The organism is Paenibacillus sp. MAH-35, assembly GCF_058135425.1.
Genome location: NZ_JBYUPU010000002.1, coordinates 411,498 through 434,537 on the forward strand (window position 1 = coordinate 411,498; position 23,040 = coordinate 434,537).

The 23,040-nt window shown below is 55.7% G+C and carries 24 protein-coding genes, 1 pseudogene and 1 riboswitch; of the genes and pseudogenes, 4 read left to right on the forward strand and 21 right to left on the reverse strand.

Features of this window, described 5'->3' with window-relative positions; all coding sequences use genetic code 11:
* Positions 1-9: 9 nt before the first annotated feature.
* The 10 genes from cobS to AC3Y2E_RS03480 all read right to left on the reverse strand — a co-directional run bounded on the left by cobS (position 10) and on the right by AC3Y2E_RS03480 (position 10,144).
* Entirely contained in the window at positions 10-822 is an 813-nt protein-coding gene (gene cobS, locus AC3Y2E_RS03435) for an adenosylcobinamide-GDP ribazoletransferase (RefSeq protein ID WP_379207148.1), read from the reverse strand.
* Positions 792-1,970, reverse strand: a complete 1,179-nt coding sequence (gene cbiB, locus AC3Y2E_RS03440) for an adenosylcobinamide-phosphate synthase CbiB (protein ID WP_379207150.1) — start codon at positions 1,968-1,970, stop codon at positions 792-794. The genes cobS and cbiB overlap by 31 nt, the downstream gene beginning before the upstream one ends.
* A 484-nt stretch (positions 1,971-2,454) precedes the next feature.
* Positions 2,455-3,012 (reverse strand): bifunctional adenosylcobinamide kinase/adenosylcobinamide-phosphate guanylyltransferase, encoded by a 558-nt coding sequence (gene cobU, locus AC3Y2E_RS03445; RefSeq protein WP_379207152.1) that lies wholly within the window; start codon positions 3,010-3,012, stop codon positions 2,455-2,457.
* Between the two features lie 24 nt (positions 3,013-3,036).
* Positions 3,037-4,095, reverse strand: a complete 1,059-nt coding sequence (cobT, locus tag AC3Y2E_RS03450; RefSeq protein WP_379207154.1) for a nicotinate-nucleotide--dimethylbenzimidazole phosphoribosyltransferase — start codon at positions 4,093-4,095, stop codon at positions 3,037-3,039.
* A gap of 27 nt (positions 4,096-4,122) precedes the next feature.
* Positions 4,123-4,947 carry an ABC transporter ATP-binding protein gene (locus AC3Y2E_RS03455; RefSeq protein WP_379207156.1) on the reverse strand — a complete coding sequence of 275 codons (825 nt, stop codon included), beginning with the start codon at positions 4,945-4,947 and terminating at the stop codon, positions 4,123-4,125.
* Positions 4,948-4,951: 4 nt separating this feature from the next.
* Positions 4,952-5,992, reverse strand: a complete 1,041-nt coding sequence (locus AC3Y2E_RS03460; protein ID WP_190931438.1) for a FecCD family ABC transporter permease — start codon at positions 5,990-5,992, stop codon at positions 4,952-4,954.
* Positions 5,993-6,958, reverse strand: a complete 966-nt coding sequence (locus tag AC3Y2E_RS03465) for an ABC transporter substrate-binding protein (RefSeq protein ID WP_379207159.1) — start codon at positions 6,956-6,958, stop codon at positions 5,993-5,995.
* A gap of 183 nt (positions 6,959-7,141) precedes the next feature.
* Positions 7,142-7,351, reverse strand: a riboswitch (cobalamin riboswitch).
* Between the two features lie 325 nt (positions 7,352-7,676).
* Entirely contained in the window at positions 7,677-8,222 is a 546-nt protein-coding gene (locus AC3Y2E_RS03470) for a hypothetical protein (RefSeq protein ID WP_379207161.1), read from the reverse strand.
* A 441-nt stretch (positions 8,223-8,663) separates the two neighbouring features.
* Positions 8,664-9,182 carry a hypothetical protein gene (locus AC3Y2E_RS03475; protein WP_379207163.1) on the reverse strand — a complete coding sequence of 173 codons (519 nt, stop codon included), beginning with the start codon at positions 9,180-9,182 and terminating at the stop codon, positions 8,664-8,666.
* Positions 9,183-9,367: 185 nt separating this feature from the next.
* Positions 9,368-10,144, reverse strand: a complete 777-nt coding sequence (locus tag AC3Y2E_RS03480) for a phytanoyl-CoA dioxygenase family protein (RefSeq protein WP_379207165.1) — start codon at positions 10,142-10,144, stop codon at positions 9,368-9,370.
* Between the two features lie 131 nt (positions 10,145-10,275).
* Between AC3Y2E_RS03480 and AC3Y2E_RS03485 the strand changes: the two genes are divergently transcribed.
* Positions 10,276-11,067 carry an AraC family transcriptional regulator gene (locus AC3Y2E_RS03485; protein ID WP_379207167.1) on the forward strand — a complete coding sequence of 264 codons (792 nt, stop codon included), beginning with the start codon at positions 10,276-10,278 and terminating at the stop codon, positions 11,065-11,067.
* A 31-nt stretch (positions 11,068-11,098) separates the two neighbouring features.
* Here AC3Y2E_RS03485 and AC3Y2E_RS03490 read toward each other — a convergent pair whose 3' ends face one another.
* The 6 genes from AC3Y2E_RS03490 to AC3Y2E_RS03515 form a co-directional block, all read right to left on the reverse strand.
* The gene (locus tag AC3Y2E_RS03490) at positions 11,099-11,380 is read right to left on the reverse strand and encodes a Spo0E family sporulation regulatory protein-aspartic acid phosphatase (RefSeq protein WP_317891219.1); all 282 of its coding nucleotides are present in this window, start codon (positions 11,378-11,380) and stop codon (positions 11,099-11,101) included.
* A 195-nt stretch (positions 11,381-11,575) separates the two neighbouring features.
* Positions 11,576-12,790 carry an aminotransferase class I/II-fold pyridoxal phosphate-dependent enzyme gene (locus AC3Y2E_RS03495; protein WP_332071253.1) on the reverse strand — a complete coding sequence of 405 codons (1,215 nt, stop codon included), beginning with the start codon at positions 12,788-12,790 and terminating at the stop codon, positions 11,576-11,578.
* Positions 12,791-12,811: 21 nt separating this feature from the next.
* The gene (locus AC3Y2E_RS03500) at positions 12,812-13,303 is read right to left on the reverse strand and encodes an Lrp/AsnC family transcriptional regulator (protein WP_190929179.1); all 492 of its coding nucleotides are present in this window, start codon (positions 13,301-13,303) and stop codon (positions 12,812-12,814) included.
* A 314-nt stretch (positions 13,304-13,617) separates the two neighbouring features.
* On the reverse strand, positions 13,618-13,944 hold the full coding sequence (locus AC3Y2E_RS03505; RefSeq protein ID WP_379207171.1) for a GNAT family N-acetyltransferase: 327 nt from the start codon (positions 13,942-13,944) through the stop codon (positions 13,618-13,620).
* A 316-nt stretch (positions 13,945-14,260) separates the two neighbouring features.
* Complete coding sequence (locus AC3Y2E_RS03510) at positions 14,261-14,635, reverse strand: VOC family protein (protein WP_379207173.1); 375 nt, start codon at positions 14,633-14,635, stop codon at positions 14,261-14,263.
* A gap of 113 nt (positions 14,636-14,748) precedes the next feature.
* Positions 14,749-16,071 carry an ABC transporter substrate-binding protein gene (locus AC3Y2E_RS03515; protein ID WP_379207176.1) on the reverse strand — a complete coding sequence of 441 codons (1,323 nt, stop codon included), beginning with the start codon at positions 16,069-16,071 and terminating at the stop codon, positions 14,749-14,751.
* A 180-nt stretch (positions 16,072-16,251) separates the two neighbouring features.
* Between AC3Y2E_RS03515 and AC3Y2E_RS03520 the strand changes: the two genes are divergently transcribed.
* The gene (locus AC3Y2E_RS03520) at positions 16,252-17,172 is read left to right on the forward strand and encodes an AraC family transcriptional regulator (protein WP_379207178.1); all 921 of its coding nucleotides are present in this window, start codon (positions 16,252-16,254) and stop codon (positions 17,170-17,172) included.
* Positions 17,173-17,392: 220 nt separating this feature from the next.
* On the opposite strand, the gene AC3Y2E_RS03525 is transcribed toward AC3Y2E_RS03520, so the two are convergent.
* Positions 17,393-18,469 (reverse strand): ATP synthase beta subunit C-terminal domain-containing protein, encoded by a 1,077-nt coding sequence (locus tag AC3Y2E_RS03525; RefSeq protein WP_379207180.1) that lies wholly within the window; start codon positions 18,467-18,469, stop codon positions 17,393-17,395.
* Between the two features lie 219 nt (positions 18,470-18,688).
* Here AC3Y2E_RS03525 and AC3Y2E_RS03530 point away from each other — a divergent pair, with 219 nt between their 5' ends.
* Positions 18,689-19,135 carry an NUDIX domain-containing protein gene (locus tag AC3Y2E_RS03530; protein ID WP_379207182.1) on the forward strand — a complete coding sequence of 149 codons (447 nt, stop codon included), beginning with the start codon at positions 18,689-18,691 and terminating at the stop codon, positions 19,133-19,135.
* Positions 19,136-19,713: 578 nt separating this feature from the next.
* Here the strand turns inward: AC3Y2E_RS03530 and AC3Y2E_RS03535 are convergent.
* From AC3Y2E_RS03535 to AC3Y2E_RS03545, 3 genes and pseudogenes are all read right to left on the reverse strand, one after another.
* Positions 19,714-20,148: pseudogene (locus AC3Y2E_RS03535) on the reverse strand (Rpn family recombination-promoting nuclease/putative transposase); the annotation flags it as partial.
* A gap of 90 nt (positions 20,149-20,238) precedes the next feature.
* Positions 20,239-21,117 carry an Rpn family recombination-promoting nuclease/putative transposase gene (locus AC3Y2E_RS03540; protein ID WP_379207185.1) on the reverse strand — a complete coding sequence of 293 codons (879 nt, stop codon included), beginning with the start codon at positions 21,115-21,117 and terminating at the stop codon, positions 20,239-20,241.
* Positions 21,118-21,224: 107 nt separating this feature from the next.
* Positions 21,225-21,626 (reverse strand): hypothetical protein, encoded by a 402-nt coding sequence (locus AC3Y2E_RS03545; RefSeq protein ID WP_379207187.1) that lies wholly within the window; start codon positions 21,624-21,626, stop codon positions 21,225-21,227.
* A 188-nt stretch (positions 21,627-21,814) separates the two neighbouring features.
* Here AC3Y2E_RS03545 and AC3Y2E_RS03550 point away from each other — a divergent pair, with 188 nt between their 5' ends.
* Positions 21,815-22,498 (forward strand): transmembrane-type terpene cyclase, encoded by a 684-nt coding sequence (locus AC3Y2E_RS03550; protein WP_379207189.1) that lies wholly within the window; start codon positions 21,815-21,817, stop codon positions 22,496-22,498.
* Positions 22,499-22,517: 19 nt separating this feature from the next.
* Here AC3Y2E_RS03550 and AC3Y2E_RS03555 read toward each other — a convergent pair whose 3' ends face one another.
* The gene (locus AC3Y2E_RS03555; RefSeq protein WP_379207192.1) at positions 22,518-23,027 is read right to left on the reverse strand and encodes a DUF6886 family protein; all 510 of its coding nucleotides are present in this window, start codon (positions 23,025-23,027) and stop codon (positions 22,518-22,520) included.
* Between the last annotated feature and the right edge of the window lie 13 nt (positions 23,028-23,040).

The window sequence follows — 23,040 nt, forward strand, 5'->3', positions numbered from 1 at the left end:
CCCCCTGCTCTACCAATTCATCGCGGCTACAGCCAGCAGCAGCACCGCGCACTCCAGCAGTTCAACCAATGCTCCGTACGTATCGCCGGTCAGCCCGCCCAATTTGCGCGCCATCGATCGAGCCAACGCATAACCGAGCGCTCCCGCGATTACGACGAGTCCCGCTGTATACCCCAGCGCTTCCCACCAGGGGAAACGGAAGGCGAGCAGCACGACCAAGCTCCCCGCGATCGCAGGAAGCGAGGCAACCTGAGCCTGAGAACGGGATACGGAAGTAAATAAACTTCCGAGCCCTTGTCCTTCCCTCGCGTAAGGCCAGCCGGCAATTGCCCACACGATGAACCACCGCCCCCACATCGGGGCAACGATCAGGAAGGCCAGCCACTTGTCCGAGTACGCCGCCATCGTGACCAGCAGCGAAAACTTCATAAGCAGCATCAGAACGCCGGCCACAACGCCCATGGCGCCTACCCGGCTGTCCTTCATAATTTCCAGCATCCGTTCCCTCGAACGGTGACTGAGCAACCCGTCGGCGGAATCCATCAAGCCATCCAGGTGCAGCGCTCCGGTTACCGCCACCCATAGTCCCAGCACGATAACCGCAGTTGGCGCCGAAGGGAGCAGCAGTTCGAGCAGCCATGCCGCAGCGGCCAGCATTGCACCGAGCACGAGGCCGACTACCGGGTAATAGACGGTGCTCCGCCGGAACAGCTCGTCTGTATAATCCAGCTTCATCCGCACCGGCAGCCGCGTCAAAAACTGAAACGCCGACGCGCAAGCTCCCAGCTCCGTTACCCATACATTGTTGCGACCACTGCGCATAACAGCCCTCCTGCAACCAGATAACTTACCCCATAACATAATCGGATCGTGAGCACAATATCTCCCCGGCTTCGCTCGCGGAGCGGCCAGCCCATGCGGGCACGGTCGCTGACGACGTCCCCGTAGCGGTTGACCCCGCCGAGCTCGATTCCGATCGCTCCGGCTACGGCCGATTCCGGGATGCCGCTGTTCGGGCTCGGGTGGCGCGACGCGAACGTTACGACCGATTTGGCCGCTCGGGCCGCCGACAAACCTTTGCCGAATGCGCAAACGCAAACGATCATCAGGCCGGTCAGCCGCGCCGGTATGTAATTGAGCACATCGTCCAGCCGGGCCGAAGCCCAGCCGAAATACAAATATTTCGCGTTTTTGTAGCCGACCATCGAATCGAGCGTGTTCGCCGCCCGGTACAGCATCGCAAGCGGTGCGCCGCCCAGCAGAGCGAAGACGATCGGCGAGACGAAGGCGTCCACCGTATTCTCCGATACGGTCTCGACCGTCGCCCGGACAATTTCCGGCTCGTCCAGCCGCGTCGTATCGCGCCCGACGATGTAGCCGACATATTTGCGCGCATCCTCCATGTTGCCTTCGCTGAGCGGACGATATACCAGCATGGCAGCATCCTTCAGCCCTTTGACGGCGATCGTCGTCGAGATGAACCAGACGTTGACCGCATACCCGAGCCAGGGATGAATCAGCAAACATAGCTTCACGATCACGAACATAATGGAAAAAGCCGCCCCGACCGTCAAAACAGTCAAAGCGACACCTTGAAGACGCAGCCGGCGCCGATCCGAAGGAGCGGCCTGCGCTTGCTCGGATACGGCCGCAGGTGCCGGCGCAGCGTACTCCCCGGTCGCATTGGCGTGCTGTTCCGATGCAGCAGACTCCCGTGGGGCGGTGGCGTGCTGTAGGGATTGCTCAGACCCCTGGGGGGTGGGAATGTGCTGGGACGATTCCTCAAACTTCTTGGGAGCGGATACTTGCTGTTTCATTTCTCCGCGCCTCAGCTGTTTCTCCAGCCGGGAAATCAACCTGCCGATCCATATGACCGGATGCGTAGGCCAGCGCGGATCACCAACGATCCAATCCACCACGATAGCGGCGATCACCATCCAAGCCGTTTCTTGCCATGAAAACAGCAGCACCTTCATTCCCCCTGTTCCGCGCATCGCTCCGACGTCCGCCCTTGACAAACAACCATCCAACCATTCAGTCAGCCTGCCGGTCCGATCCGCCAATACGTCTATCCGTCACGCTATAAGTCCGTCAATCCGCCGTCTTCGGTCTACCAGACTATCAGTCCGTCTATCATACTATCGGGGTGTTCGTCTGTCGTCTGTCGGTCGTCTGTCTGTCGTCTGTCCGCCAGGGTCGATTCATTGTATAGAAGTGTTAGCAGGCCGTTCCAAGTGAAAAGTTACCTTCTTCTGCTCAGACAGGTTGTCCGGAATCCCTTGATTGAATAAGGATTGTAAGGTAGGGGATTCTCGACAAAACTCGCCAGAAGGTAATCTTTTCCCTTTCCACTTGGTTGTCCACAATGAATCGCCAGCCTCGTTTGAGACTCTTATTCCACGACCGTGCCGCACTTCTCGCCCGCGCGGCGCAAACCGCTCCGCACCCAATGTGTTACTCGAACCGGAAGGCCAGCCGCTTCAGCTCGACCGGGATGCCGCTTGTGACGAGGAATACTTCGCCGCTGACCCCGGCGATCCGCTGGTTCATCCGCCCCGCGAGATCGCGGTAGACGCGGCCCAGCTTGTACTCCGGCACGATGCCGCTGCCGACCTCGTTCGTCACGAGCAGCACGGTGCCCGGGCAGTGGCGCACGGCTTCCGCCAGCTCGTCGATCCGCTCGCCGACGCGTTTCTCCATGTCGGCTTCCTGCTCGTAACGGAACAGCCAGTTCGCCAGCCACAGCGTCAGGCAGTCGATCAGTACGACTTCCCCGCCGCGCGGCTCGTACCGGCGCAAATAGTCCGCCACCTCGAGCGGCTCCTCGACGGTTTGCCAGGCAAACCCCGACTCGTCCCGGCGTTCCCGGTGCAGCGCCAGCCGGTCCGCCATCTCCTCGTCGAACGGCTGCGCCGTCGCGATATAGATGCCGCTATTCCCGAGATGGGCGGCATATCGTTCCGCGAAGGAGCTTTTTCCGCTCCGGGCCCCGCCCGTAACCAATACTTTCATGCCGAATCCTCCGTCTCCGTCCGCTCAGTTCTCCGACACGCCGGCGCTCTCGAACGTCGCCATCTCGTTCATCAGCTTCATCGCCGCTTCCACGACCGGGAACGCCATCACCGCGCCGGTGCCTTCGCCCAGTCTCATATCCATCTGCAGTATCGGCCGCAGGCCGATATGCTCCATCAGTACCCGGTGTCCCTGCTCCTGGGACAAGTGGGACGGGATCATGTACGGCGCCGCCAACGGGGCCAGCCGCGAGGCGACCAGGGCTGCGGCGGACGAGATAAATCCGTCTACGACGACCGGACAGCGGTTCACCGCCGCGCCGAGAATGACGCCGACCAGACCGGCGATCTCCAAGCCGCCGACCTTCGCCAGCACATCAAGCGGATCGCCTGCGTCCGGGCGGTTCGCCTCCAGCGCCTTCCGGATCACGTCGCGCTTGCGCCGCATCCCTTCGTCGCCGATGCCGGTACCGCGGCCTACAGCGGTTTTGACGTCGGTGCCGGTCAGCGCTACGAGCAGCGCCGAGCTCGGCGTCGTGTTGCCGATACCCATCTCGCCCGTCGCGAACATCCGGTAGCCGCGTTCCGCCAGCCCGTTCACGATGTCGATCCCGACCGCTACCGCCCGGACCGCTTCTTCCCGGCTCATGGCCGGCCCAACTGCCATGTTGTCCGTCCCCATCTTCACCTTCCGGCTGACCAGCCCCGGATGGCTCAGCTCGGCGTTCACGCCGATGTCCACACAGACGACGTCCGCTCCAGTATGGCGGGCCAGCACATTCACCGCCGCTCCGCCGTTCAGAAAGTTCATCACCATCTGAGGCGTGACCTCGGCCGGAAATGCGCTGACGCCTTCGGCGCAAACCCCATGGTCTCCGGCCATGACAACGACCGCTTTCTTCGACAAATCCGGGTTCAGCTCTCCCGTGATGCCCGCGATCTGCTTGGCGATCTCCTCGAGCTTGCCCAGGCTGCCGGGCGGCTTCGTCAGCCGGTCCAGCTTATGCGCGGCCGCTTGCTTCGCGGCCTCGTCCGCCGCGCGTATACGACTAACCGTCTGTTCCAATAATTGCTGCGATTCCATGGTGTGTTCGTCTCCTCCCGTTGCCGGTTATTGGAATGGCAAAACGTGCTTGCGCTGCTGCTCCATGTCCGCTTCCGGCATACCAGGCTGCAGCAGCAATTGAGGCGATCCGGACACCGGATGCGCCGTGATGATCGGCTCGGTGCCGTACACCATGGCGATCAGCTCCCGCTCCATCACTTCCCAGGGCGTGCCGATCTTGACGATGCCGCCGCGATGGATCAGCATCAGCCTGTCGCAATATTGAGCGGCCAGATTCAAATCGTGCAGAACGGCCACGACGGTGAGCGGCTGCTCGGATTGCCAGCGGCGAACCGTGTCCATCATCTGCACCTGGTAGCCGATATCCAGAAATGTGGTCGGCTCGTCGAGCAGCAGCAGCCGCGGCTGCTGGGCCATCACTTTGCCGAGCGCCACTCGCTGCCGTTCGCCGCCGCTCAAATATTCGAGCGACCGGTCGGCGAAAGGCTCCAGCTGCAGCTTCGCCAAAATGGCGTCGATCAGGCCGGAAAAATCGTCCGGCTCGTCCCCGAGCCAATTTTGAAACGGAAACCGCCCCATCTCGAGCACTTCGCGCACCGAAAAGCCGATCGGAGGCAGCGCATCCTGCTGCAATACGGCCAGCCACCGGGCAAGCTCCTTGCGGGCAAACGAACCAAGCGGCTTGCCGTCCAGCCGGATCTCGCCCGAATCGGCCCGCTCCACTCCGGATATCAGCTTCAGCAGCGTCGATTTCCCGCTCCCATTCGGCCCGATAATACCGAACGTCTCCCCTTCCTTCACGGCAAACGACACTTCCTCCAAGACGGCGCGGCTGTCGAACGACTTGGATATTCCTTTTACCTCGATCATACGATCAACCTTTCATCGTCTTCTTTTGTCTGGAGAGCAGATAGGCGAAAAACGGGGCCCCGAGAAAAGCCGTCACGACGCCGAGCGGAATTTCCGTCGGACTCAGCACCATCCGGGCGAGCGTATCGGCCCACAAGACGTAGATCCCCCCGAACAGGAGCGATAACGGAATTAGCAGCCGATAATCGGGACCGACCAGCAGCCGGACCAGATGAGGCGTAATCAGACCGACGAAGCCGATGACACCGCACACCGATACGGCTACGGCCGTCAGCATCGTCGAGACGATCAGGACGTTCCGCTTCGTCCGGTCCACCTGGACCCCCAGATGGGCGGCATGCCGCTCGCCAAGCGCGAACAGATTCAGCGAACGGCCGTAAGGAATCAGGAAAACGGCGCCGATCACGAGGTATAGCGCAACGACTGACGTATATGGCCAGCCCCGCAAAGCGAGACTGCCCATCAGCCAGAACAGGATTTCATTGACGACCTTGTTCGCGGACATCGCCACCATAAAGGAAACGAGCGCGCTTAAAAAGGACGAAACGACCACACCTGACAAAATTACCGTCTCCGTGCGGAACTTCCCTTGTATTCCGGCGAGCCGGAACACGATCCCTAATGTAATGCTGCCGGTAATAAAAGCGACGATTGGAATCGTCCAAATGCCGAATAAGGCATAATGAAGCCCGAATAAAATAAGAAACGCTGCTCCGACCGACGAGCCCGAAGCGACGCCGAGCGTATACGGATCGGCCAGCGGGTTGCGCAATACGCCCTGAAACCCCGCCCCGGCGATCGACAGCGCCGCTCCGATAAGTACGCCCAGCACAATACGCGGCAGACGAACCTTCATAATAATCTGCTCCGACGATTCAGGCCAGATGACCGGAACCGATTCCCCGAGCCACGGCACCTGCTTCAGCAAAATTCCCCACACATGAGGAATCGGAATCCGCGCAGAGCCAAGCGACAAGCTGACTACGACGGAAAGAAGAAGGAGCACGATGCCGGCCCCTCCCCATAACAGCAGCTTCTTCTTCATTTATTTCACCAGATCGGGATATATCGCTTTGGCGACATCCGCAAGCGCCTTCGTGATGCGAGGTCCCGGGCGCGCCAGCAGACTGTCGTCCAGCCCGATCACCTTACTGTTTTTAATCGCATTGATTTTGTCCCAGCCTCCGCGGCTGCGGATCGTTTTCTCCAGATCGGGAACGCCTTTGGCGAACAAGATGACGTCCGGATTGGACTGGATGATCTTCTCTTCGCTGATCTGCTTCCAGCCCTGCAGGTCGGAAGCGACGTTGACGCCGCCAGCCAGCGTGATCAGGTCGTCCATGAATTCGCCTTTGCCGACCGTCCAGCCGGGGGAAAATTCGATATATACTTTCTTCTTCTGGTCTTCCTTCAGCCCTTTCAGAGCGTCCGCGACCTGCTGCTTTTCCTTCTTCATCTGTTCGGCGACTTTTTCCGCCTGCGCCTGGGTATCTGTAATTTGTCCGAACAGAAGAACGCGCTCGATCGCGGCGTCAATCGTTTTCGGGTTCGTCTGGAACAAATTCAACTTCAGCTCGTTCAGCTTCGCCACCGAATTTTTGTTCAGCGACAGCCCGGCGAATACGATATCCGGGTTAGCTGCGATTATCGCTTCCGGATTTCCTTGCAGATCGCCCATTTTCGGCTTGCTTTTCGCTTCCTCCGGGTAATCGTCGAGATTCGACACGCCTGCGATCTTGCTGCCGAGCCCCAGCGCGAACAGCACCTCCGTCTCGGTCGGAGACAGCGATACGATGCGTTCCGGCGCCTTCGCGAACGTAAACTCCTTGCCGGAGTCGTCCTTGATCGTAAGCGGGTAGGAAGTCTTTTTGCCTGCGGCTTCCGCGCCGGTTGCAGCCGAACCTCCGGTTGCCGGTGCCGGCTCCTTGACGCCCACTTCTTGCTTTTGACCGCATGCCGCGAGCGCGAACGCAAGCGTGACGGACAGCAGAAGCATGATCAGCTTCTTCATGGTTGCTCCCTCTCCTTTACAGTTACTCTCCTTGCACGAACGTTCCCCCGATTCCTCCGACCCGACTCACAACAGAAACCCCCCGTCCTAGACCGGAGGGGGGCAGCAAACACGGGTAATCGCGCATCCGCACGAATACATGAAATTCCCGAATGTTGCCGGCTCCTTTTCCTCGAAGGAAGCAGTGCATAAACGCAACAGGCAGGTCTCCTGACTCATAGAATGCGCCCGATACTCAAGCGCCGCTTCTTCCGCCTTCCCGTCTGCGTCAGACAGTGGCCTAGTGGAGGAAGCTTCTATATCACAGTGGCGGGACCGTGTCGGACTTGCACCGACTTCCCTTTTAACCCGGTCGCATGCTGGCTTCCGGGCACCTGTTGACAGCGATTCATTCCGCAGCGGCGAAACGTTTGCGGACATCTTGCTTACGGATCGATTATAGGCTATATCCGGCGGGTTTACAATACATCTCGTACAAATGCCATGCGTGCCGTCAGCCTTTCTCCGCTCCCCCATACGACCCTAATATGCGGATCCTCGTTATGAAAACCGAACCCGCCGAGTCTCCCTCCTGATTCCCCCTAAAATGTGCTCTCCATATGTCGATTCCGGAATTCCGGTTCGCCTTGAGAGCCGGGCCGCAAGGACTAGCTGCGCACCGGCAAAAGGCGCCCAGTCGCCCAAGCGCTTAACTCTATCCATGCCTAGTTGTTATCGCTCACTGCCGCTGATCCGTACTTCCTGCATTCATCTGCCGGCTCACTTCCTGCAAAATCAGCTCCTCCGTCTCGGGTACAAAGCGGCTCTTGAAGCCGATCGTGAACGGGTGATCCGCTTCGTATCCGCCCTCCTTGAGAATGCGGCGGGTCGGGATGTACGAATAAACGCCGTTGGAGTAGCCGAGCACGATCAGCTTCCGGTCCGGGCAGCCGCGCTTCAGCATGAGCGAATATTCGGTCGGGATTTCGCTTTCCAGCGCTGCGAGCACAACCCGATCCGACAGTTTCCAGGTTTGCACATACAGCGGAAGCTTCGTCTTCACGACGCCCCTTTGCTCCGCCTTGATCGTCCGCTCCGCCGCGCGGCGATAAAATTCGCCCGCCTCCCCGCTGAGCAACTGGGCCATCTTCCGCTCGTCGGGAGCCCCTGCGGACAAGTCGATGCTGGCCAGCTCCGAACAGAACGGACCTTCGATCCCGGCAAACGTCCCATCCGTCAGGAGACGGCGCACCTCGCTCGCCAATTCGTCGCCTGCGGCTTGCATCTCCGCGGTCGAGCATACCTTGAAGCGGCCGCCCTCCGCACTATGGCGCGGCTTCAGATCGCCGGCGGCGCCTTGCAGGAAGACCGCGATCTCTCCGGGACGCTCGTCCTCCAGCCTTGAAGCACCGAGAACAAACCCGATCTGCCGACTGCTCCTACATACCTTTCACCGGAACCGGCCCTTACTCCTTCCACGAACCCAGCATCGCACCTTTGACAAAATGACGCTGCATCAGCGGGTACCACAAAAAGAGGCTGTTCCAAAAGTCATTTTGCGATTTCTTGAGCCCGCTTAGAATCGATTTTCCTTAAGAAAAAAGACCCCAGCTTCCACTTTAGTGTGGAAATTGAGGTCCTCTCGTTCGGAAATGAGAATGTTGCTATATCAAGCGAACACTGTCGGGACAGCCCTTCCCCCCCAGGTTCATCCAACGCGTCCCGTCTATTTCTCCGCCATCGCTTTCAAAACCTGCTTCGCTTTCACTTCCTTGTCCTTGACGCGAACGGTGATGAACGCGACCACTTCTTCGCCTTTGTAGCCGGCATCCTTCAACAGTTTCGTATCTTTCAGCGGAATGCCGACCAGCGTCCCGTTGTGTACGCCTTCAGGGAAATCTTCCTTCTTAAGCGTATCGCCGAGATCGATCATCCCGTCTTCCTGTTTGAATGCGTCGAATTGATCTTTGGGCAGAACGAAAATGCCATGATCGCCCGCGGCGAGCTCCACGATCATCTTCTGCGGCTCGAAGATCGGACTGACGCTGAACGTCACGGTCGGAGTTTCCCCCAGCTTGGCCTGAAGTGCATTTTTGAGCTCGTCCTGTTTGTTAAACGGCGAATTTTGCGGGAACATCATAAAGACGGAAATATCCGCCTTCGGCCCTCCGCATGCGGTCATCAGCGCCGCCACGATCATTAGAGCCGCAGCCAGCAGACCCGCCCTCCGGAATTTCGCTTTCATCTCTCTTTCCCCTCCACTCGTTCTGAAAAAACTTCTTGTTCTATGATAGCACGGGGAACCGCTAAACGAAAGTTGGAGGACGGCTGCCGTCCGGCCGGGGCCACGTCTTCATCAAGCTTCGTCTGCGACAAAAAATCCGCCCCTTCCTCCGGCGAACCGGAAGTCTGGAGCGGACCGAAATCCGTTTATTTGAAATAGACGTTCTTGAGGCTTTTCTCGTCCCGGCCGACCGTCGCATACCGGTAAAAGTGCTGGTAGTGCGCTTTGTACAGCTGCCCGTTTTTCGAGGGCGAGTACGTTAAATACAGCTGGCGGCGGCTTACGCTCGCCGTATTCGGACCGCTTCTGTGCGGAGTGAACGAATGGAACAGGATTAGATCGCCCGGATGCGTCTCGACGATTTGGCCTTTGGACAGGTCGATCTCGGCAATTTCTTCCTGATTCATATTGCGCAGCACGCCCGGAGTCGAACGGAGCCGGTCATGATAGCCGGGAAACAGCTCGAGTCCGCCGTTCTCTTCCGTCGCTCCGTCGATCGCCACCATAACGGAGATCAGCCCCTCCATCGGAAAACCTTGCCACCACGCGGCATCCTGATGCATCGTATAACCCGCTACGCCGGGCAGCTTGAAAATCAGCTTATCTTTAAACAGCAGCGGCTCATCCAGATACAGGTCCCGCAGCGGCGACAAAATTCTCTCGTCCTGCGCCAGATCGCCAAACACGGGAGACAGATCGTGCACCGGATCGTATTTCTCGATAACAGACGTGCCGTCCGGCATTTTCCGGTAACCAACCCGCAGGTTGTCCGGGTAGATGTAGTCGTCCAGACTGATCAGCCGCTCGCACTCCTGACGCCAAACCGCCGTCTCCTTTTCGGAGAAAACCGACCGGAGCACCAGATACCCGTTCTCGCGATAATCGTTCAACTGCTCATACGTAAGAAAGCTCTCCATTCTCATCTTCCGCACTCCCTTTACATATCTTATTTTCGCATTTCTTGATATCATAATAAAGGATAGGTTTCCTGTTTTACATGCATCAACTTCTTATCTTTCATATCCTTTTTTGTGCGGAAGGGAGGCAAGCGGAGATGGAGCAGTCGTTTCAGGTGGAGCTGGTCCGCTGGTACTACAGCTTGACCAAGCGTCCCTTTTTGATGCCGGAGGATATTTATGAGCACTGGGTGATTTTGGCCGCGGACGAAGGAAGCTTCCATTACCGGATCGGGGACGAGGCGGGGATGGCTAAGTTCGGGGATGTCCTCTTGTGCCCTCCGAATGTAAAGCTGCACCGCAAGTCGGACAAACCGCTGTCGTTTCTGTTCGCCGAATTCAGCTGGAGAAATGCGGCCGGACAACCGATGGAGCCCGGACCTCAGCTTCCTTACGGCAAAATATCGTTTCACCGCATTAACCGATATTCCTCTACTTTCGACTGTGTACGGGAGATGTCCAATAAAGAAACGCGCGACAATTTCGCCTACAGGCAGCATCTGGTCACCGACATGTTGTTTCTGTACGCAGCGGAGCGGCAGGATGAGCAGTCCCTTCGTTACACGAAAGACCTGGCGATTCGGACGGCCGCCCTGTACATCCAGAATCACGCTTACGAGCCGATCTCGCTGAAGGAGCTTGCGGACCACGCGTGCCTGAGCCAGTCTCAATTCTCCCGCCGGTTTCAGGCCGCCGTCGGCCAGTCGCCGATCGCGTATCTGACCGCACTTCGGATGAAACGGGCGCGCAGCCTGCTGATCGAAACCGAGCAAACGCTGGAGAAGATCGCGATCCAATGCGGCTACCAGAACGGCTTTTACTTAAGCCGGGTTTTTACGGCGACGTACGGCATTAGCCCGTCGGAGTTCCGCAAGTCTTACCGCATCTAGAAGCGCCGAACAAAAAAAGAACCAGGTTTCCCTAGTTCTTCTGCATCATTCTCATATAGTCGTTGATTTTATCGTCCAAAATCCGGCTTACGGTCATCACATCGTCGGAGGTTAAGCTTTCGCAGCGTACGAAAGCATCCTCCATCCTTCTGCGCAAGCTCGTAATTTCGGCTTCCAGCGCAATCGCGGCAGACGCAGCCTGTGACGGGGACTTGCGTCTTTCTCGGATTGCCCGCCGCGCCGGTTGATACTTCTCGATGATGACACGAGCGTCCTGCGACGCCCCGTCTGTTCCGATGTCCGCAGCTATCACAGCTAACCCTCCCTGTCACCTGCTGAATGCGAGATATTTCCATTATACCAAATGAAGAGGGAAAGTGTAATGTTTTAACAATAGAACAACACTAAGCAGGAAGTCGGAGTCAGACTGCACCTTAGCCTTCGGCTTTGCACCCGTAAGAGCCGCATCGGAACGCAAGCTTGGCCCGACGCTGTACCCGCTTACGCATCAACCGTTTAATTTGCGAAGAAAACCGTCGATCCGATGGATCGCTTCCTGCAATTGAGAGACGGACGTGGCATACGAGCAGCGGATGAATCCTTCGCCGCCGAGTCCGAACACATGCCCGGCTACGGTCGCCACTTTGCCTTCCCGCAACAGCCGCTCGCAGAACTCGTCCGAAGAGAGTCCGGTCGAAGTAATCGACGGAAATACGTAAAACGCTCCTTGCGGTTCATGGCATTCGAGTCCGATGTCGCGGAATCCTTTGACGACCAGGCGGCGCCGCTGATTGTACGACTCCATCATCCGGTCCTTCTCCTCCATGCCGCGGGTAAGCGCTTCATAGGCGGCGATCTGACCCATGACCGGTGCGCACATCACGGTGTACTGGTGAATTTTCAGCATGGCGGAGATCAGATCCTGGTGTCCGCAAGCGTATCCCATCCTCCAGCCGGTCATCGCAAACGCTTTGGAGAAGCCGCTCACGAGAATGGTGCGGTCCTTCATCCCGGGCAGCGAGGCGATGGACACATGCTTGGAGCCGTAAGTCAGCTCGGCGTAGATTTCGTCGGAGATGACGAGAAGATCGTGCTCCTCGACAATTTTGGCGATCGGCAGCAGATCCTCATAGGTCATAATGCCGCCCGTCGGATTACTCGGGTAACATAAAATAAGTACTTTGGAACGCGGCGTAATTTTGGCCTTCAGCGCTTCCGGCGTCAGCCTGAAGTTGTCCTTGGCGAACGTCTCGATTCCGACCGGGACTCCGCCCGATATCGCGGTAATCGGCGCATACGGAATGTAGCAAGGTTCCGGTACAAGCACCTCGTCGCCGGGACAAATAAACGAGCGAAGAGCCAGGTCGATCGCTTCGCTGCCGCCGATCGTCACCATCACTTCGTTCCTGGGCTCGTAAGTGACGGCAAACTGGGTATGCAAATATTCGGCGATCGCTTCTCTCAGCTCCAGCAGGCCGGCATTGGGCGTATACGTCGTGCGCCCTCTCTCGAGCGAAGCGACAGCCGCTTCCCTGACATGCCAAGGGGTGACGAAGTCGGGCTCGCCTACGCCAAGCGAGATAATCTCTTTGTTGCCGCTGGCCAGATCGAAATATTTCCGGATGCCCGAAGGCGGCATATCGTCGACCAGCGGATTCAAAAACCGTTTTACCGAACCGGATTCCCGGTACTTCTCTATGGTGGATTGCTCTTGTTTAATCATTGGACTCTTCCTTTATGGAATTTATGGGGAAATGTGCAGCCGGTAATCTTCGACATGCTCCTCGAAGATGATGCCGTCCTGCTTATATTTTTTAAGTATAAAATGAGTTTTCGTGGAAAGGACGCTTTCGATCGGCGACAATTTGGAGGAAACGAACGACGCCACTTCCTTCAAATTTTTCCCTTCAACCTCAACGAGCAGGTCGTACGCGCCCGACATCAGATAGACGGATTTCACTTCGGGGTGGAGATAGATGCGTTCGGCAATTGCGTCAAATCCGCGGCCGCGCTCGGGGGTAATTTGCACCTCGATCAGCGCTGTTACTTTCTCGTCGTCGACCTTGCTCCAATTCACGACGGTAGCGTATTTGACGATAATATGCTCGGCTTCCATCTCCTTAATCGCTCGCTGAACCTCTTCGACATCGACACCGAGCATTGTGGCTACGAGGTCCGGGGTACGACGCGCGTCCTCCTTCAGCAGTTCAAGCACTTTCAGCTTTAGTTCATCCATCTCCGAGTGTACCTCCTGTACGAATTGGCAAATCATCCTATAAATGAAGAAAAACGTCTTTCGACGTACTTCCAAGGATGAGCGACCGCTACGAACCCCCGGCAAAGTAAAGGTGCTCCTAAGCGGAGTCCGGAACTTTTGCGGGTCCCCATCATTTGCGGATGTGCGGTAGATCCGGCTGCCTGTTGATCTGGCCGGTATTGCTGCTGCGCAGAAAACGGCTTTCCGCTTTCGCGTTAAAACAACTATACAACAATTCGCCTGCGAAGCAAAGCAAAAAACACGGGAGCCCGTATGGTCCCGTGCAGGCGGATCTATCCTGAAACGAAGCGGCTATACCTGTCTGGCGACATAGACCTGCGGGTTTTCAGCAGCTTAAAAATCGTATCGACGATGTCGCGTCTGCGATAATCGGGCAGAACGACAATATCGAGCCTGCTGTTGCCGCCGTCATCCGCGTCATGCACCATTCGTCCGATGCCGACGAGTTCTTCGGAGTCGTAGGCCGACACGAAGCGGCACAGGTCCGGGGTCGTATCGAAGAACCGTCCCGCATCCCATGTTTGTTCAAGTCCGCAAGCTTGTATAAGAGCAGCCACTTTCCCCTGATCGGGAAGCATGTTGTCGAAAGCTATTTTCATAACCGTTCACCTCACAAATAATAATACATGATAGTGTATATTTATGCAACAATGAAATGAAATATGATTATCGTTTCGGTGACGGATGCGATTCCAGGCGAAAAACAGAAGGGGGCTGTTTCCGAAGTCATTTTGCGTTTTGGCGGGTCCTGTTCAGAGCCGGTTTCCCTTGAGAAAAAGGACCTCCGCCTCCACGTACAGTGGAAAGTGAGGTCCTTTCGTTTGGATATCGGGAGGCTCCATGTTATGCGAGTCGTTTTGGGGACACCGCCCTCTGCTAACTTTTCCAATACATACGGCCGAATGGCTAACCGGTTTATCGTTTGCAGGCCATCAGCAGGTTGCCGTCCGGGTCGCGGAAAGCGAACCAGCGGCCATCCATGATCTCGGTGACCCGTTCCGCGCCCTGGTCGTGCATATATCCGTAGGCAGCCTCAATATCGTCAGTCAGCAGCGTAAAGGCCGGTGTCTGAAACGACGGCGGGCCGCCGGGCTCCTTGCCGCCCCACATTGGCATCGTATCGAGAATAAGTCCCGGGGCATCCATCGGAAGCGGACAGAGGTGACCGAAGTGGATCGGCGCCTCGTCCACCGGCAAGTTCAGTATGCGGCAATACCAGTCGCGCGCTTTCTCGATATCTTGGACCGGGACAAATACGCTTCCGATGCGGTTTATGAACGGGCTAAGCATGTCAGACATCCTCCCTGCACGTATAAGGTTGTTCTTCCTCCTATAGAACGTATCATACGGCCGGATCTATACAGGTCAGAAACTTTTTTGCGTAGAATGCGGGTCCACGGCGGTCACTTAGTTGCGGCAGCGGCCTCCGTCTCTTCGATTTTTTTGTTGATTCTTTCCGCCGCTTCCCGGAGCGCGGTATTGATGTCCTTGCCGTTATGAACGGCGTCCCGGATGACGTTGTTGTATTCCCCTTGGTGCGTTCCGTTGTATTTGTTCACGGAGCCTGCAGGCGCATATTTGTCCGGTTGAAAAGCTTGAACGTTTTTGCCCGCATAGATGGGATTGTTCTGGCCGAACTGCAGACGCAACGCCTTGTTGTTTAGTGTTGTTAAAAATTTGCCGTCTCTTAGCTGCTGGGATTGGTATTCCTCGGTCGTCAGGAAGGCGATGACTTCAAACGCCTGGTCTTTGGACTTGCTCATCGAGGTCACATAGAAGTAGGTGGGGTACGCTTGCGGCCCTGTATCGGGCTTTTCCTTGAACACGGGGAACGGGGCCAGGTTCCAGTTCAGATCTCCCAGCTCCTTCGGGCTGTGCAAAGCGGTCATCGACAGGAACATCGCTGCCGTACGGTCTTTGAAAAAGCGGTTGCGCTCGTGCGGTTCGGAAATCTGGTTGGATTTGATGTGGGCATATCCCGGAATTTTGTAGAAACGGATCAAGTTCTCGGAGAACGTTTTCCATCTGTCATCGGTATCGAAGGCGGATTTTTTCGTGTCCGTACGGACCAGCGGGATCGACATCTGGTTCATCATGGCCAGATGGCCGTAGGAGGAAGCAAAACCGGTATAGTCGACTCCTCCGTCGGATCGTGTCAAGCTTTTGCTAAGCTCGAACAATTCGTCCCAGGTGATGCCGCTCTTCGGGTACGCTACACCGAATTTATCGAAGAGGTCTTTATTGTAGTAAATCGTCGAGGGAGGGACGTACACCGGCAAGCCGTAGATGCCGCCTCCGGCCAGCTGCCTCGCCGTATCGATCATCGTCGGTTCCAGATGATTCAGATTATAGCCGTACTTCTTGATCTGGGGACTGATGTCGTATTCCAGCTTGTTTTCGAGCAGAAAGGGAGGGGTGGCGCCGATCGAGGCGTAAATAATGTCAATCGTTTCCCCGGCAGCCAGCAGCTCCGGAATTTTGCCCCCGGCGATATACTTGATCGTGACATGCGGGAACTTCTTCATGATGGGCTGGCCGAAGGTGCTCATAAAATCTTCTTCGGGCCAATCCGCCGGATAAGGGAAAAAGACGGAAAGCGTCACAGGTTCCTTTTGACTCACTGCGGGAACGTCGCTATTTGCCGGCAAACTTCCGTCTTTCGCTCCGCAAGCGGACGCCAGCAGCATCGCGCCAAGCGGCAATACGGACAGCAGCTTTTTGGACACATGATTCTCCCCCTTTGGGTAACTACCAATTCGGAATCATCATATCACGCCGTCGGTTGACCGAGGTTACGGGATAGTTGCACTGTATTGTTCTGATTATGAAAACGTTTGCAGTAAAAATATTCCTAATCTATAATGAAGAGGAAGATGATTCTTTGTGCAAAGGGGCGAAATGATAAGATGAATCGCAATTTTACACAGTCGCATCTGATATTCGATCATAATTTATACTTTTTCTCCTACAAAACGTGGATGCGGCGCTGTCCGGACGAATATTACCACGCGCATGAAGGCATGGAGTTTCTGTACATTCACGAAGGCGAAGGAAGAATCATACTGAACGACCGGCTGTTTCTGCTGAAGCCGCGCACGCTTGTCTACATCCAGCCGTATCAGGTTCATCTCACCCGTTTCGAAAGTCCCCGGCTTCGTTCCGTCCTTAAAATTAACCTTTCGCTGCTGTATCCGTACCTCCGGATGTATCCTTCTATCGAGAGCTTCGTCGCCTACCTGGAGAAATCGCGGGCGGGGGAGCAGGTTGTCCAGCTAAGCCCGGAACAGGACGGGGAGTTTACCGCCCTGCTCGGCTCGATCGATCATACGTTGTCCATCGTCCCCGCCCTGGAGAGGAAGGAGCAGTTTCTGATTTATGGAACCCAGTTTATGTCTTATCTAAAGACGCGTCTGTTCGACGGCCGCCACCCTCCCGGGGAAGACTGCAAGGCTCAGAATCGTCAATCGCACCATATGGAGAAAATTAAGGCATGGATCGAGCAGCATTACAAGGAACACTACTCGCTGGAGAAATTATCCGCCGACATCCATCTGTCCGGCAGCTATTTGTCCAATCTGTTTCGAAGCTTCGCAGGCGTAACGATCACCGAATATATAACGCGCAGAAGACTGGACGAGGCTTGCTTGCTGCTTGCCCATACATCCATCTCGATCGATCAGGCGGGCAAACAGTCAGGCTTTCCGAACCCGGCTTATTTTTGCCGGTGCTTCAAAAAACGTTATCTGCTCACCCCTCAGCAATACCGCATGGCAGCGGCGGCGAGTAAGCGCTATCCTGAAAGCTCGGGGAATGCCGGCACGGATTAACATGCCGCCTCTGCGGGTTTATCGGATCGCTCCGTGGGGAAGCACGGCGTGTACGCCTTTAATGCCGTTTACGAGAGGGGATATCAGAGTTGAACGGGTACAGGTTGCCGGCTGGCACCGCCAACTGTTCAGCGCATCCGCACGTATTCTGGCTGCCGGCTTTCTTGCCGGCAGCCTTATCAGGACCGCTTAACCGAAACAAAACATCCGTTTGTTCACCCTATCGGGAAGACACCCCGGGGTCCGGCATCAGCCGTCCGATGTAAGCTAGGCTCTGAAGCTCCAGCTCATCCGCCTCTCCATCCAGGATGCGCCGGACACTGTCGAGCGTATCCGGCAGCGAAGTCCACTCGCCGCTCCGGTTGGTAACGGGCTCTGCCACATAAAACGGCTGCGACAAAAACGTCTCCAGCCGCTCCCCGCGCCGGTATGTCGCCAGCTCCACCTCAGGCAGCTTCTCCGCCCCCCATGCCGCGACCAAAGAGCGCAGCTCCCGGTACCGGCGAAGCATTTTCCGAGCCCGCTGCTGGATCGTCAGATGTACAGCCTCAAGCTGCGCTCCCTCCATCACGGTCGAAGTCGAGAAAATCGGGTCGACGGCCGGGAACATCCGGCGTGCCGCCATATCCGCATTGAATTTCCACAGCGTATCGAGCGGACCATAAGGAGCCTCTTCATCTACGGAATCCCCCCGGGCATCAACCAAAATGATCGTCACCGGCCTTGCCCCCGCTTCTTGAAGCCGTTCTCGCAGCTTCATCAGCTCGCCCGACAATACGACCGAGCGGTCCGCTCCCAGGATAACGTCGCGGTTTTCCCGAAATGTGGAGACGGCCTCGTACACTTCATCCGCCGTAGCGCCGGTAACCTCCGCTTCCTCGATAACGTCGCTTATTCCTTTGCTGTCATCGCTCGGCCGCCAAAATACGGTGGCGTATCCGCGCTGCTTGCCAAACCGGCGGAACAATTCGGACAACATGACCAACTGCCCCATACCCGGCCGGGACACGATGCCTATCGTTCCCCCCCGCACAAGTGGAGCGAACAAGTCAAGCACTTTGATCCCGGTTTCCAGCACGCCTGCACCCGCGCCCCGTATAATCAGCTCATCCAGCGTACAACCCGCCAGCGCCGCCAGAACGGCCAAGGTTCGCACCTCCGCGCGTCCGACCGGAATTTTGCCCGTGCACAAGTTGGATACGGTAGCGGGACGAAGCCCGACCGCTTTGGCTGCGGCGGTTAAGTTCGGTACTCTGCGGCGCAGCAGCGGCACGTTCAGCTGCAAATCATCCATCATGTCGCTCTCCTCCTCTTACTTCAAGAAGTAACTTTTGTTACTTTACGAAGTCACTTCTGTTACTTTGAATAGTAATACGAATTACCCTTAAAAGCAATACTTATTTTCCACTTTCTACATTCCGACTGGGCTTTATCAACCTCATGACCCATTGCCCACCGTCCTCCCCTGTGATAGGATGTAGTGTCAAACAGGAGTTGAATTTAAGGAGGAGAACCTATGGACCGTTATGGATTTCGTGTCCGCGTGACAGGTGTGCTGATGGAAGATGAACAGATCCTGCTCGTGAAGCAGCAGGTCGGATCGCGCGACTGGTCGCTGCCGGGAGGAAAGGCCGAAGCCGGGGAAACGCTGGAGCATGCCATCGTTCGAGAAATGGCGGAAGAAACGGGGCTGTCGGTTCAAGTGGACAAGCTGCTGTATTTGTGCGATTTGCCCGAAGCCGATCCGCCAATCGTGCACATTACGTTTCTGCTGCGTGAGGCAGAAGGGGAGCTGCGAATGCCCACTAACGAGCTGGAGACAACTCCGATTACCGATATGCGGATGGTCCCGATATCCGAGCTGACTGCATACGGATTTTCACCAACGTTCATGGAGCTCGCCCGTTCCGGCTTCCCCGGCGCAGGCTCGTATAAGGGGCATAAGAGGACGATCGGCTTGTAAGAACAGCTTCTAAACGACTAAACGAAGCCTTTCCACGATGCATGACTCTGCGTAAGAGGCAGCTTTCTTGGTTCAGAATATCTCAATTCGCAACAACCCGACACCGAATGAAGCCCGTAAACCCGTTTCTTGCAAACCGATCGGGTTGGGGATCGCTGAGACTACAGGCATACGAGCTACCTAACCCTATAAGCGTCTTTGGCACATTCTATTTTCAGTGTCTTGCGATGAAAGAGACTAAAAGAGGCGATTTGCACCCCTTATTTCCGCCACCTGAAGGGGTCTGCGCCTTTTTCAAGGATATTAACAGCTTCAAACCGCTCTTATTCCGCGCCCAAACCGGTTTTCGGACCAAATAAAAGCTGCAAACCGCTCCTATTTGGTTCCCCCTCCTCCCAACTAGGCAGGACAGAGAGCCGAACGTCCACGAGAAGTAACGATAAGCAACTTGCAACACTAGCTGACTCGACAAGTAAGGGCCCTTTACCCGCTTTCGTACGGTGAAGAATTTAAACATATTAAAAAAAGACCAGAGCCCCCGCTCTGATCTTCCCTTCCGCTCATCGGAAGAGTATATTCTAATGAATCCGCTCGTTCAACGTCTCGATCTCCGCTGCGGACAAGCCTGTTACTTCCGCAATAAGCGTCACCGACAAACCTTTCTTCAGCATACTTGCCGCAATCTCCAGTTTGCCTTCCAGTTTGCCTTCCAGTTTGCCTTCCTCCCGGCCTCGCGTCTCCGCATAATCCAGCGCGGACCGTTCGTCGAGAAGCGCTTTTTTACGCATCTCGTAAAGCATTCGCGCTTCCTTGTTCTGGCTCAAAAATTCGAGCGTGGTCATCGCCTTCTTTAAGCCCGGTGTATCCATTGCCAGTTCCTCCCATCTGTCTTTCGGCGCGCCGTTGATGAACATCAGCCATTTGACCAGCCGGTCATCCATCTTGTTAGTTCTCAGGCCCAGCTTCGGCAGCTCCATGAAATGAATCTCGATATCATCGATCAGCAGCTCGCCGGTATGATCTTCGCGTCTCTAATACAAGGCTATAAAAAAGACCAGAGCCCCCGCTCTGATCTTCCCTTCCGCTCATCGGAAGAGTATATTCTAATGAATCCGCTCGTTCAACGTCTCGATCTCCGCTGCGGACAAGCCTGTTACTTCCGCAATAAGCGTCACCGACAAACCTTTCTTCAGCATACTTGCCGCAATCTCCAGTTTGCCTTCCAGTTTGCCTTCCAGTTTGCCTTCCAGTTTGCCTTCCTCCCGGCCTCGCGTCTCCGCATAATCCAGCGCGGACCGTTCGTCGAGAAGCGCTTTTTTACGCATCTCGTAAAGCATTCGCGCTTCCTTGTTCTGGCTCAAAAATTCGAGCGTGGTCATCGCCTTCTTTAAGCCCGGTGTATCCATTGCCAGTTCCTCCCATCTGTCTTTCGGCGCGCCGTTGATGAACATCAGCCACTTGACCAGCCGGTCATCCATCTTGTTAATTCTCAGGCCCAGCTTCGGCAGCTCCATGAAATGAATCTCGATATCATCGATCAGCAGCTCGCCGGTATGATCTTCGCGTAAGTGATACGTATTATGAAAACGTTCATTCGGTACCTGATTAAACGTCAAAATATTAATCGAAATCACCTTTTTCAAATCCTTGTACATTTGGCCTTCCGAAAGCTGCTCTTCATACATTTTCGCCGAGTAGTAGAGACTTCGTTTCGGCATGTCATATTTATTGGTTACTTGGATTTCCAAGTTCACTTGCTTGCCGTCTTCATTTTGAGCACGGACATCCAGTATCGCTTGCTTGTCGGTCAGCGCATCTTTGTCCATTTGCGGATTTAGCAGCGTCAGGCTGACAAACGGCTTGGGCTCGGTTTCGCGCAGCACTTCGTTCAGGAAGTTGAGCAAAACCTCGTCTTTATTATCTTCGCTTCCAAAGACTTGTTTGAATACAAAATCTACGGTTGGCTCCAAAAGGTCGGTCATCGTCTCAACTCCCGCGGCTAACGACTTTTCTACTCCCATTATACCATAAAAGGAGTAAAAACATGGACATTTAGAGCCGGTATAGACGGTTCGGTTCCGTTCCAGGATCAAGCGGATCTCGGACTGCTGCTTAACAAGGAACGGGCAGCCACCATCCCGGTCCCAATGCCTACGATAACTCTCCCGGCAGGGAACGTCATCGGTTCCGTAAAGATGCTGATCACGGGCACCCCTATCGTACTGTGCAGCGTCAGAAGAGGAACATAATTAAATACCAGCATCCCTAAAGATAAGCCCAGTAAACCTTTACGGACCCGTATGTACTTTCTTTCATTCCCAATCCATTCGATCGCAAAACCATACGCCACAATTAACGTTGTATAACTGATGGTATATCCGTTCGTATACGGGTTCGGATTCAAAATCATGGCTTTCTGGAGCCACAGCAAGGCATTGCTGAACAATAACGTCAGAAGGACCAGCATTATGGGCTTTGTCAGCCTGTTCACTCCGGCAGCGACCTCCCTTTCAGACAAGATGAGTGATCCGATGCAAAGTTAAAATACAGCCATAAGTGCTGCTCTTAGTTAAATTGTATGTTCTGGAATAGCGGAGGACAAGAGGCTGGAATAAACGCGGTCTTGTCCCCATACAATGGAGGGAACTTCTCGAAACGCCAGGGAAAGGAGGCGGAACTGTGGATCAAGCGCATCTGCTGCCGCCGATTGTGGAACTGCTGCTGCTTGTAGGGAGCGGCGTCTGCTGGACGGCCGCCTATCTGTTCATCATCTATCGGGGGTACCGGGACCGGACGTGCGGTGTTCCTTTCGCCGCTTTGTGCGGCAATCTCGGGTGGGAGTTTTTGTTTTCTTTCGTATATCCGCATCCGCCCGTGCAGCTGATTTTCAACTGGATCTGGCTGGCTTTGGACTTGATTATCTGGCTCCAGTATATCCGCTACGCCCGTCCGCAGTCCGACCTATTCGGCCGTTTGAAACCCGCCCTAAGCTACTCCGCAATCGGCCTGTCGTTAGGAGCAGCCTTCATTCTGGTCTGGGCCGTGACGGTGGAGTTCGACGACTTGGAAGGAAAGTATGCGGCATTCGGCCTTAATTTCCTGATGTCCGTCCTCTTTCTTGCGATGCTGGCCAATCAAGGTAGACGCGGGCAATCCGTTCCAATCGCCGCCTTGAAATGGATGGGGACGACGCTGGCTTCTTTGCTGTTTTTCTCCTTATATCCGCAATCGGTGCTGCTCGGCGTTTTGTATGTGTTCATTTTCGTGCTGGACGCCGTGTACTTCTTTGCGATATACCGGCTGACGAACAAAAACGTACGCCCGCGCCTTCCCGTCACCTCATCCAGAACGCTGCGCGGCTGAATCTAAGACTCCAGATCCGTTATTGTTTAGCATACTGAAACCGATGAATCCCGAACCCTTCAAAATCCGAGGCCAGGATCGCTTCTCGCAAAGGAACGAGGCTGCTCGTAAATCTCAATTCGATCCCGCGCTCCAGCAGCTTTTCGATGAGATGATTCATCGGCTTCATGCCGACCGGCTTCACCGTATGCGGGTTAATGTAATACCCGGCCGTCCGGTCCATCAGTTCGAATCCTTCCTCCTCAAACGCATACCGGTACATCGTCTGGTCCCGGATTCTCGCATACCAGTCGCTCTCTACCGTTACAATGATCTCCGCCGGAGAGCTCCCGAAAAAACGCTCCACATTGCCCGGGCTGGTCTGGGGCGACCTGCGGCATACGATCCTCGGGCAATTTCTGGGAAAGTAATAGCTGAACTCGTGTTCCTCGTCAATCGCCCAGACGACGGCTGGGAAGCCGGGACGGTTCTGCTTCTCCCTCGGAATGAACAGCTCGATCGCCCTGTCTTCGCTAAAATGGTACAGCATCGGATACGATCAC

Excerpts from the sequence above, each read along its gene's own strand:
- cobS (WP_379207148.1), bottom strand. The coding sequence starts at position 822 with ATGCGCAGTGGTCGCAACAATGTATGGGTAACGGAGCTGGGAGCTTGC.
- cobU (WP_379207152.1), bottom strand. The coding sequence starts at position 3,012 with ATGAAAGTATTGGTTACGGGCGGGGCCCGGAGCGGAAAAAGCTCCTTC.
- cobT (WP_379207154.1), bottom strand. The coding sequence starts at position 4,095 with ATGGAATCGCAGCAATTATTGGAACAGACGGTTAGTCGTATACGCGCG.
- AC3Y2E_RS03455 (WP_379207156.1), bottom strand. The coding sequence starts at position 4,947 with ATGATCGAGGTAAAAGGAATATCCAAGTCGTTCGACAGCCGCGCCGTC.
- AC3Y2E_RS03460 (WP_190931438.1), bottom strand. The coding sequence starts at position 5,992 with ATGAAGAAGAAGCTGCTGTTATGGGGAGGGGCCGGCATCGTGCTCCTT.
- AC3Y2E_RS03465 (WP_379207159.1), bottom strand. The coding sequence starts at position 6,958 with ATGAAGAAGCTGATCATGCTTCTGCTGTCCGTCACGCTTGCGTTCGCG.
- AC3Y2E_RS03470 (WP_379207161.1), bottom strand. The coding sequence starts at position 8,222 with ATGCAAGCCGCAGGCGACGAATTGGCGAGCGAGGTGCGCCGTCTCCTG.
- AC3Y2E_RS03475 (WP_379207163.1), bottom strand. The coding sequence starts at position 9,182 with ATGAAAGCGAAATTCCGGAGGGCGGGTCTGCTGGCTGCGGCTCTAATG.
- AC3Y2E_RS03480 (WP_379207165.1), bottom strand. The coding sequence starts at position 10,144 with ATGAGAATGGAGAGCTTTCTTACGTATGAGCAGTTGAACGATTATCGC.
- AC3Y2E_RS03485 (WP_379207167.1), top strand. The coding sequence starts at position 10,276 with ATGGAGCAGTCGTTTCAGGTGGAGCTGGTCCGCTGGTACTACAGCTTG.
- AC3Y2E_RS03495 (WP_332071253.1), bottom strand. The coding sequence starts at position 12,790 with ATGATTAAACAAGAGCAATCCACCATAGAGAAGTACCGGGAATCCGGT.
- AC3Y2E_RS03500 (WP_190929179.1), bottom strand. The coding sequence starts at position 13,303 with ATGGATGAACTAAAGCTGAAAGTGCTTGAACTGCTGAAGGAGGACGCG.
- AC3Y2E_RS03505 (WP_379207171.1), bottom strand. The coding sequence starts at position 13,944 with ATGAAAATAGCTTTCGACAACATGCTTCCCGATCAGGGGAAAGTGGCT.
- AC3Y2E_RS03510 (WP_379207173.1), bottom strand. The coding sequence starts at position 14,635 with ATGCTTAGCCCGTTCATAAACCGCATCGGAAGCGTATTTGTCCCGGTC.
- AC3Y2E_RS03520 (WP_379207178.1), top strand. The coding sequence starts at position 16,252 with ATGAATCGCAATTTTACACAGTCGCATCTGATATTCGATCATAATTTA.
- AC3Y2E_RS03525 (WP_379207180.1), bottom strand. The coding sequence starts at position 18,469 with ATGATGGATGATTTGCAGCTGAACGTGCCGCTGCTGCGCCGCAGAGTA.
- AC3Y2E_RS03530 (WP_379207182.1), top strand. The coding sequence starts at position 18,689 with ATGGACCGTTATGGATTTCGTGTCCGCGTGACAGGTGTGCTGATGGAA.
- AC3Y2E_RS03540 (WP_379207185.1), bottom strand. The coding sequence starts at position 21,117 with ATGACCGACCTTTTGGAGCCAACCGTAGATTTTGTATTCAAACAAGTC.
- AC3Y2E_RS03555 (WP_379207192.1), bottom strand. The coding sequence starts at position 23,027 with ATGCTGTACCATTTTAGCGAAGACAGGGCGATCGAGCTGTTCATTCCG.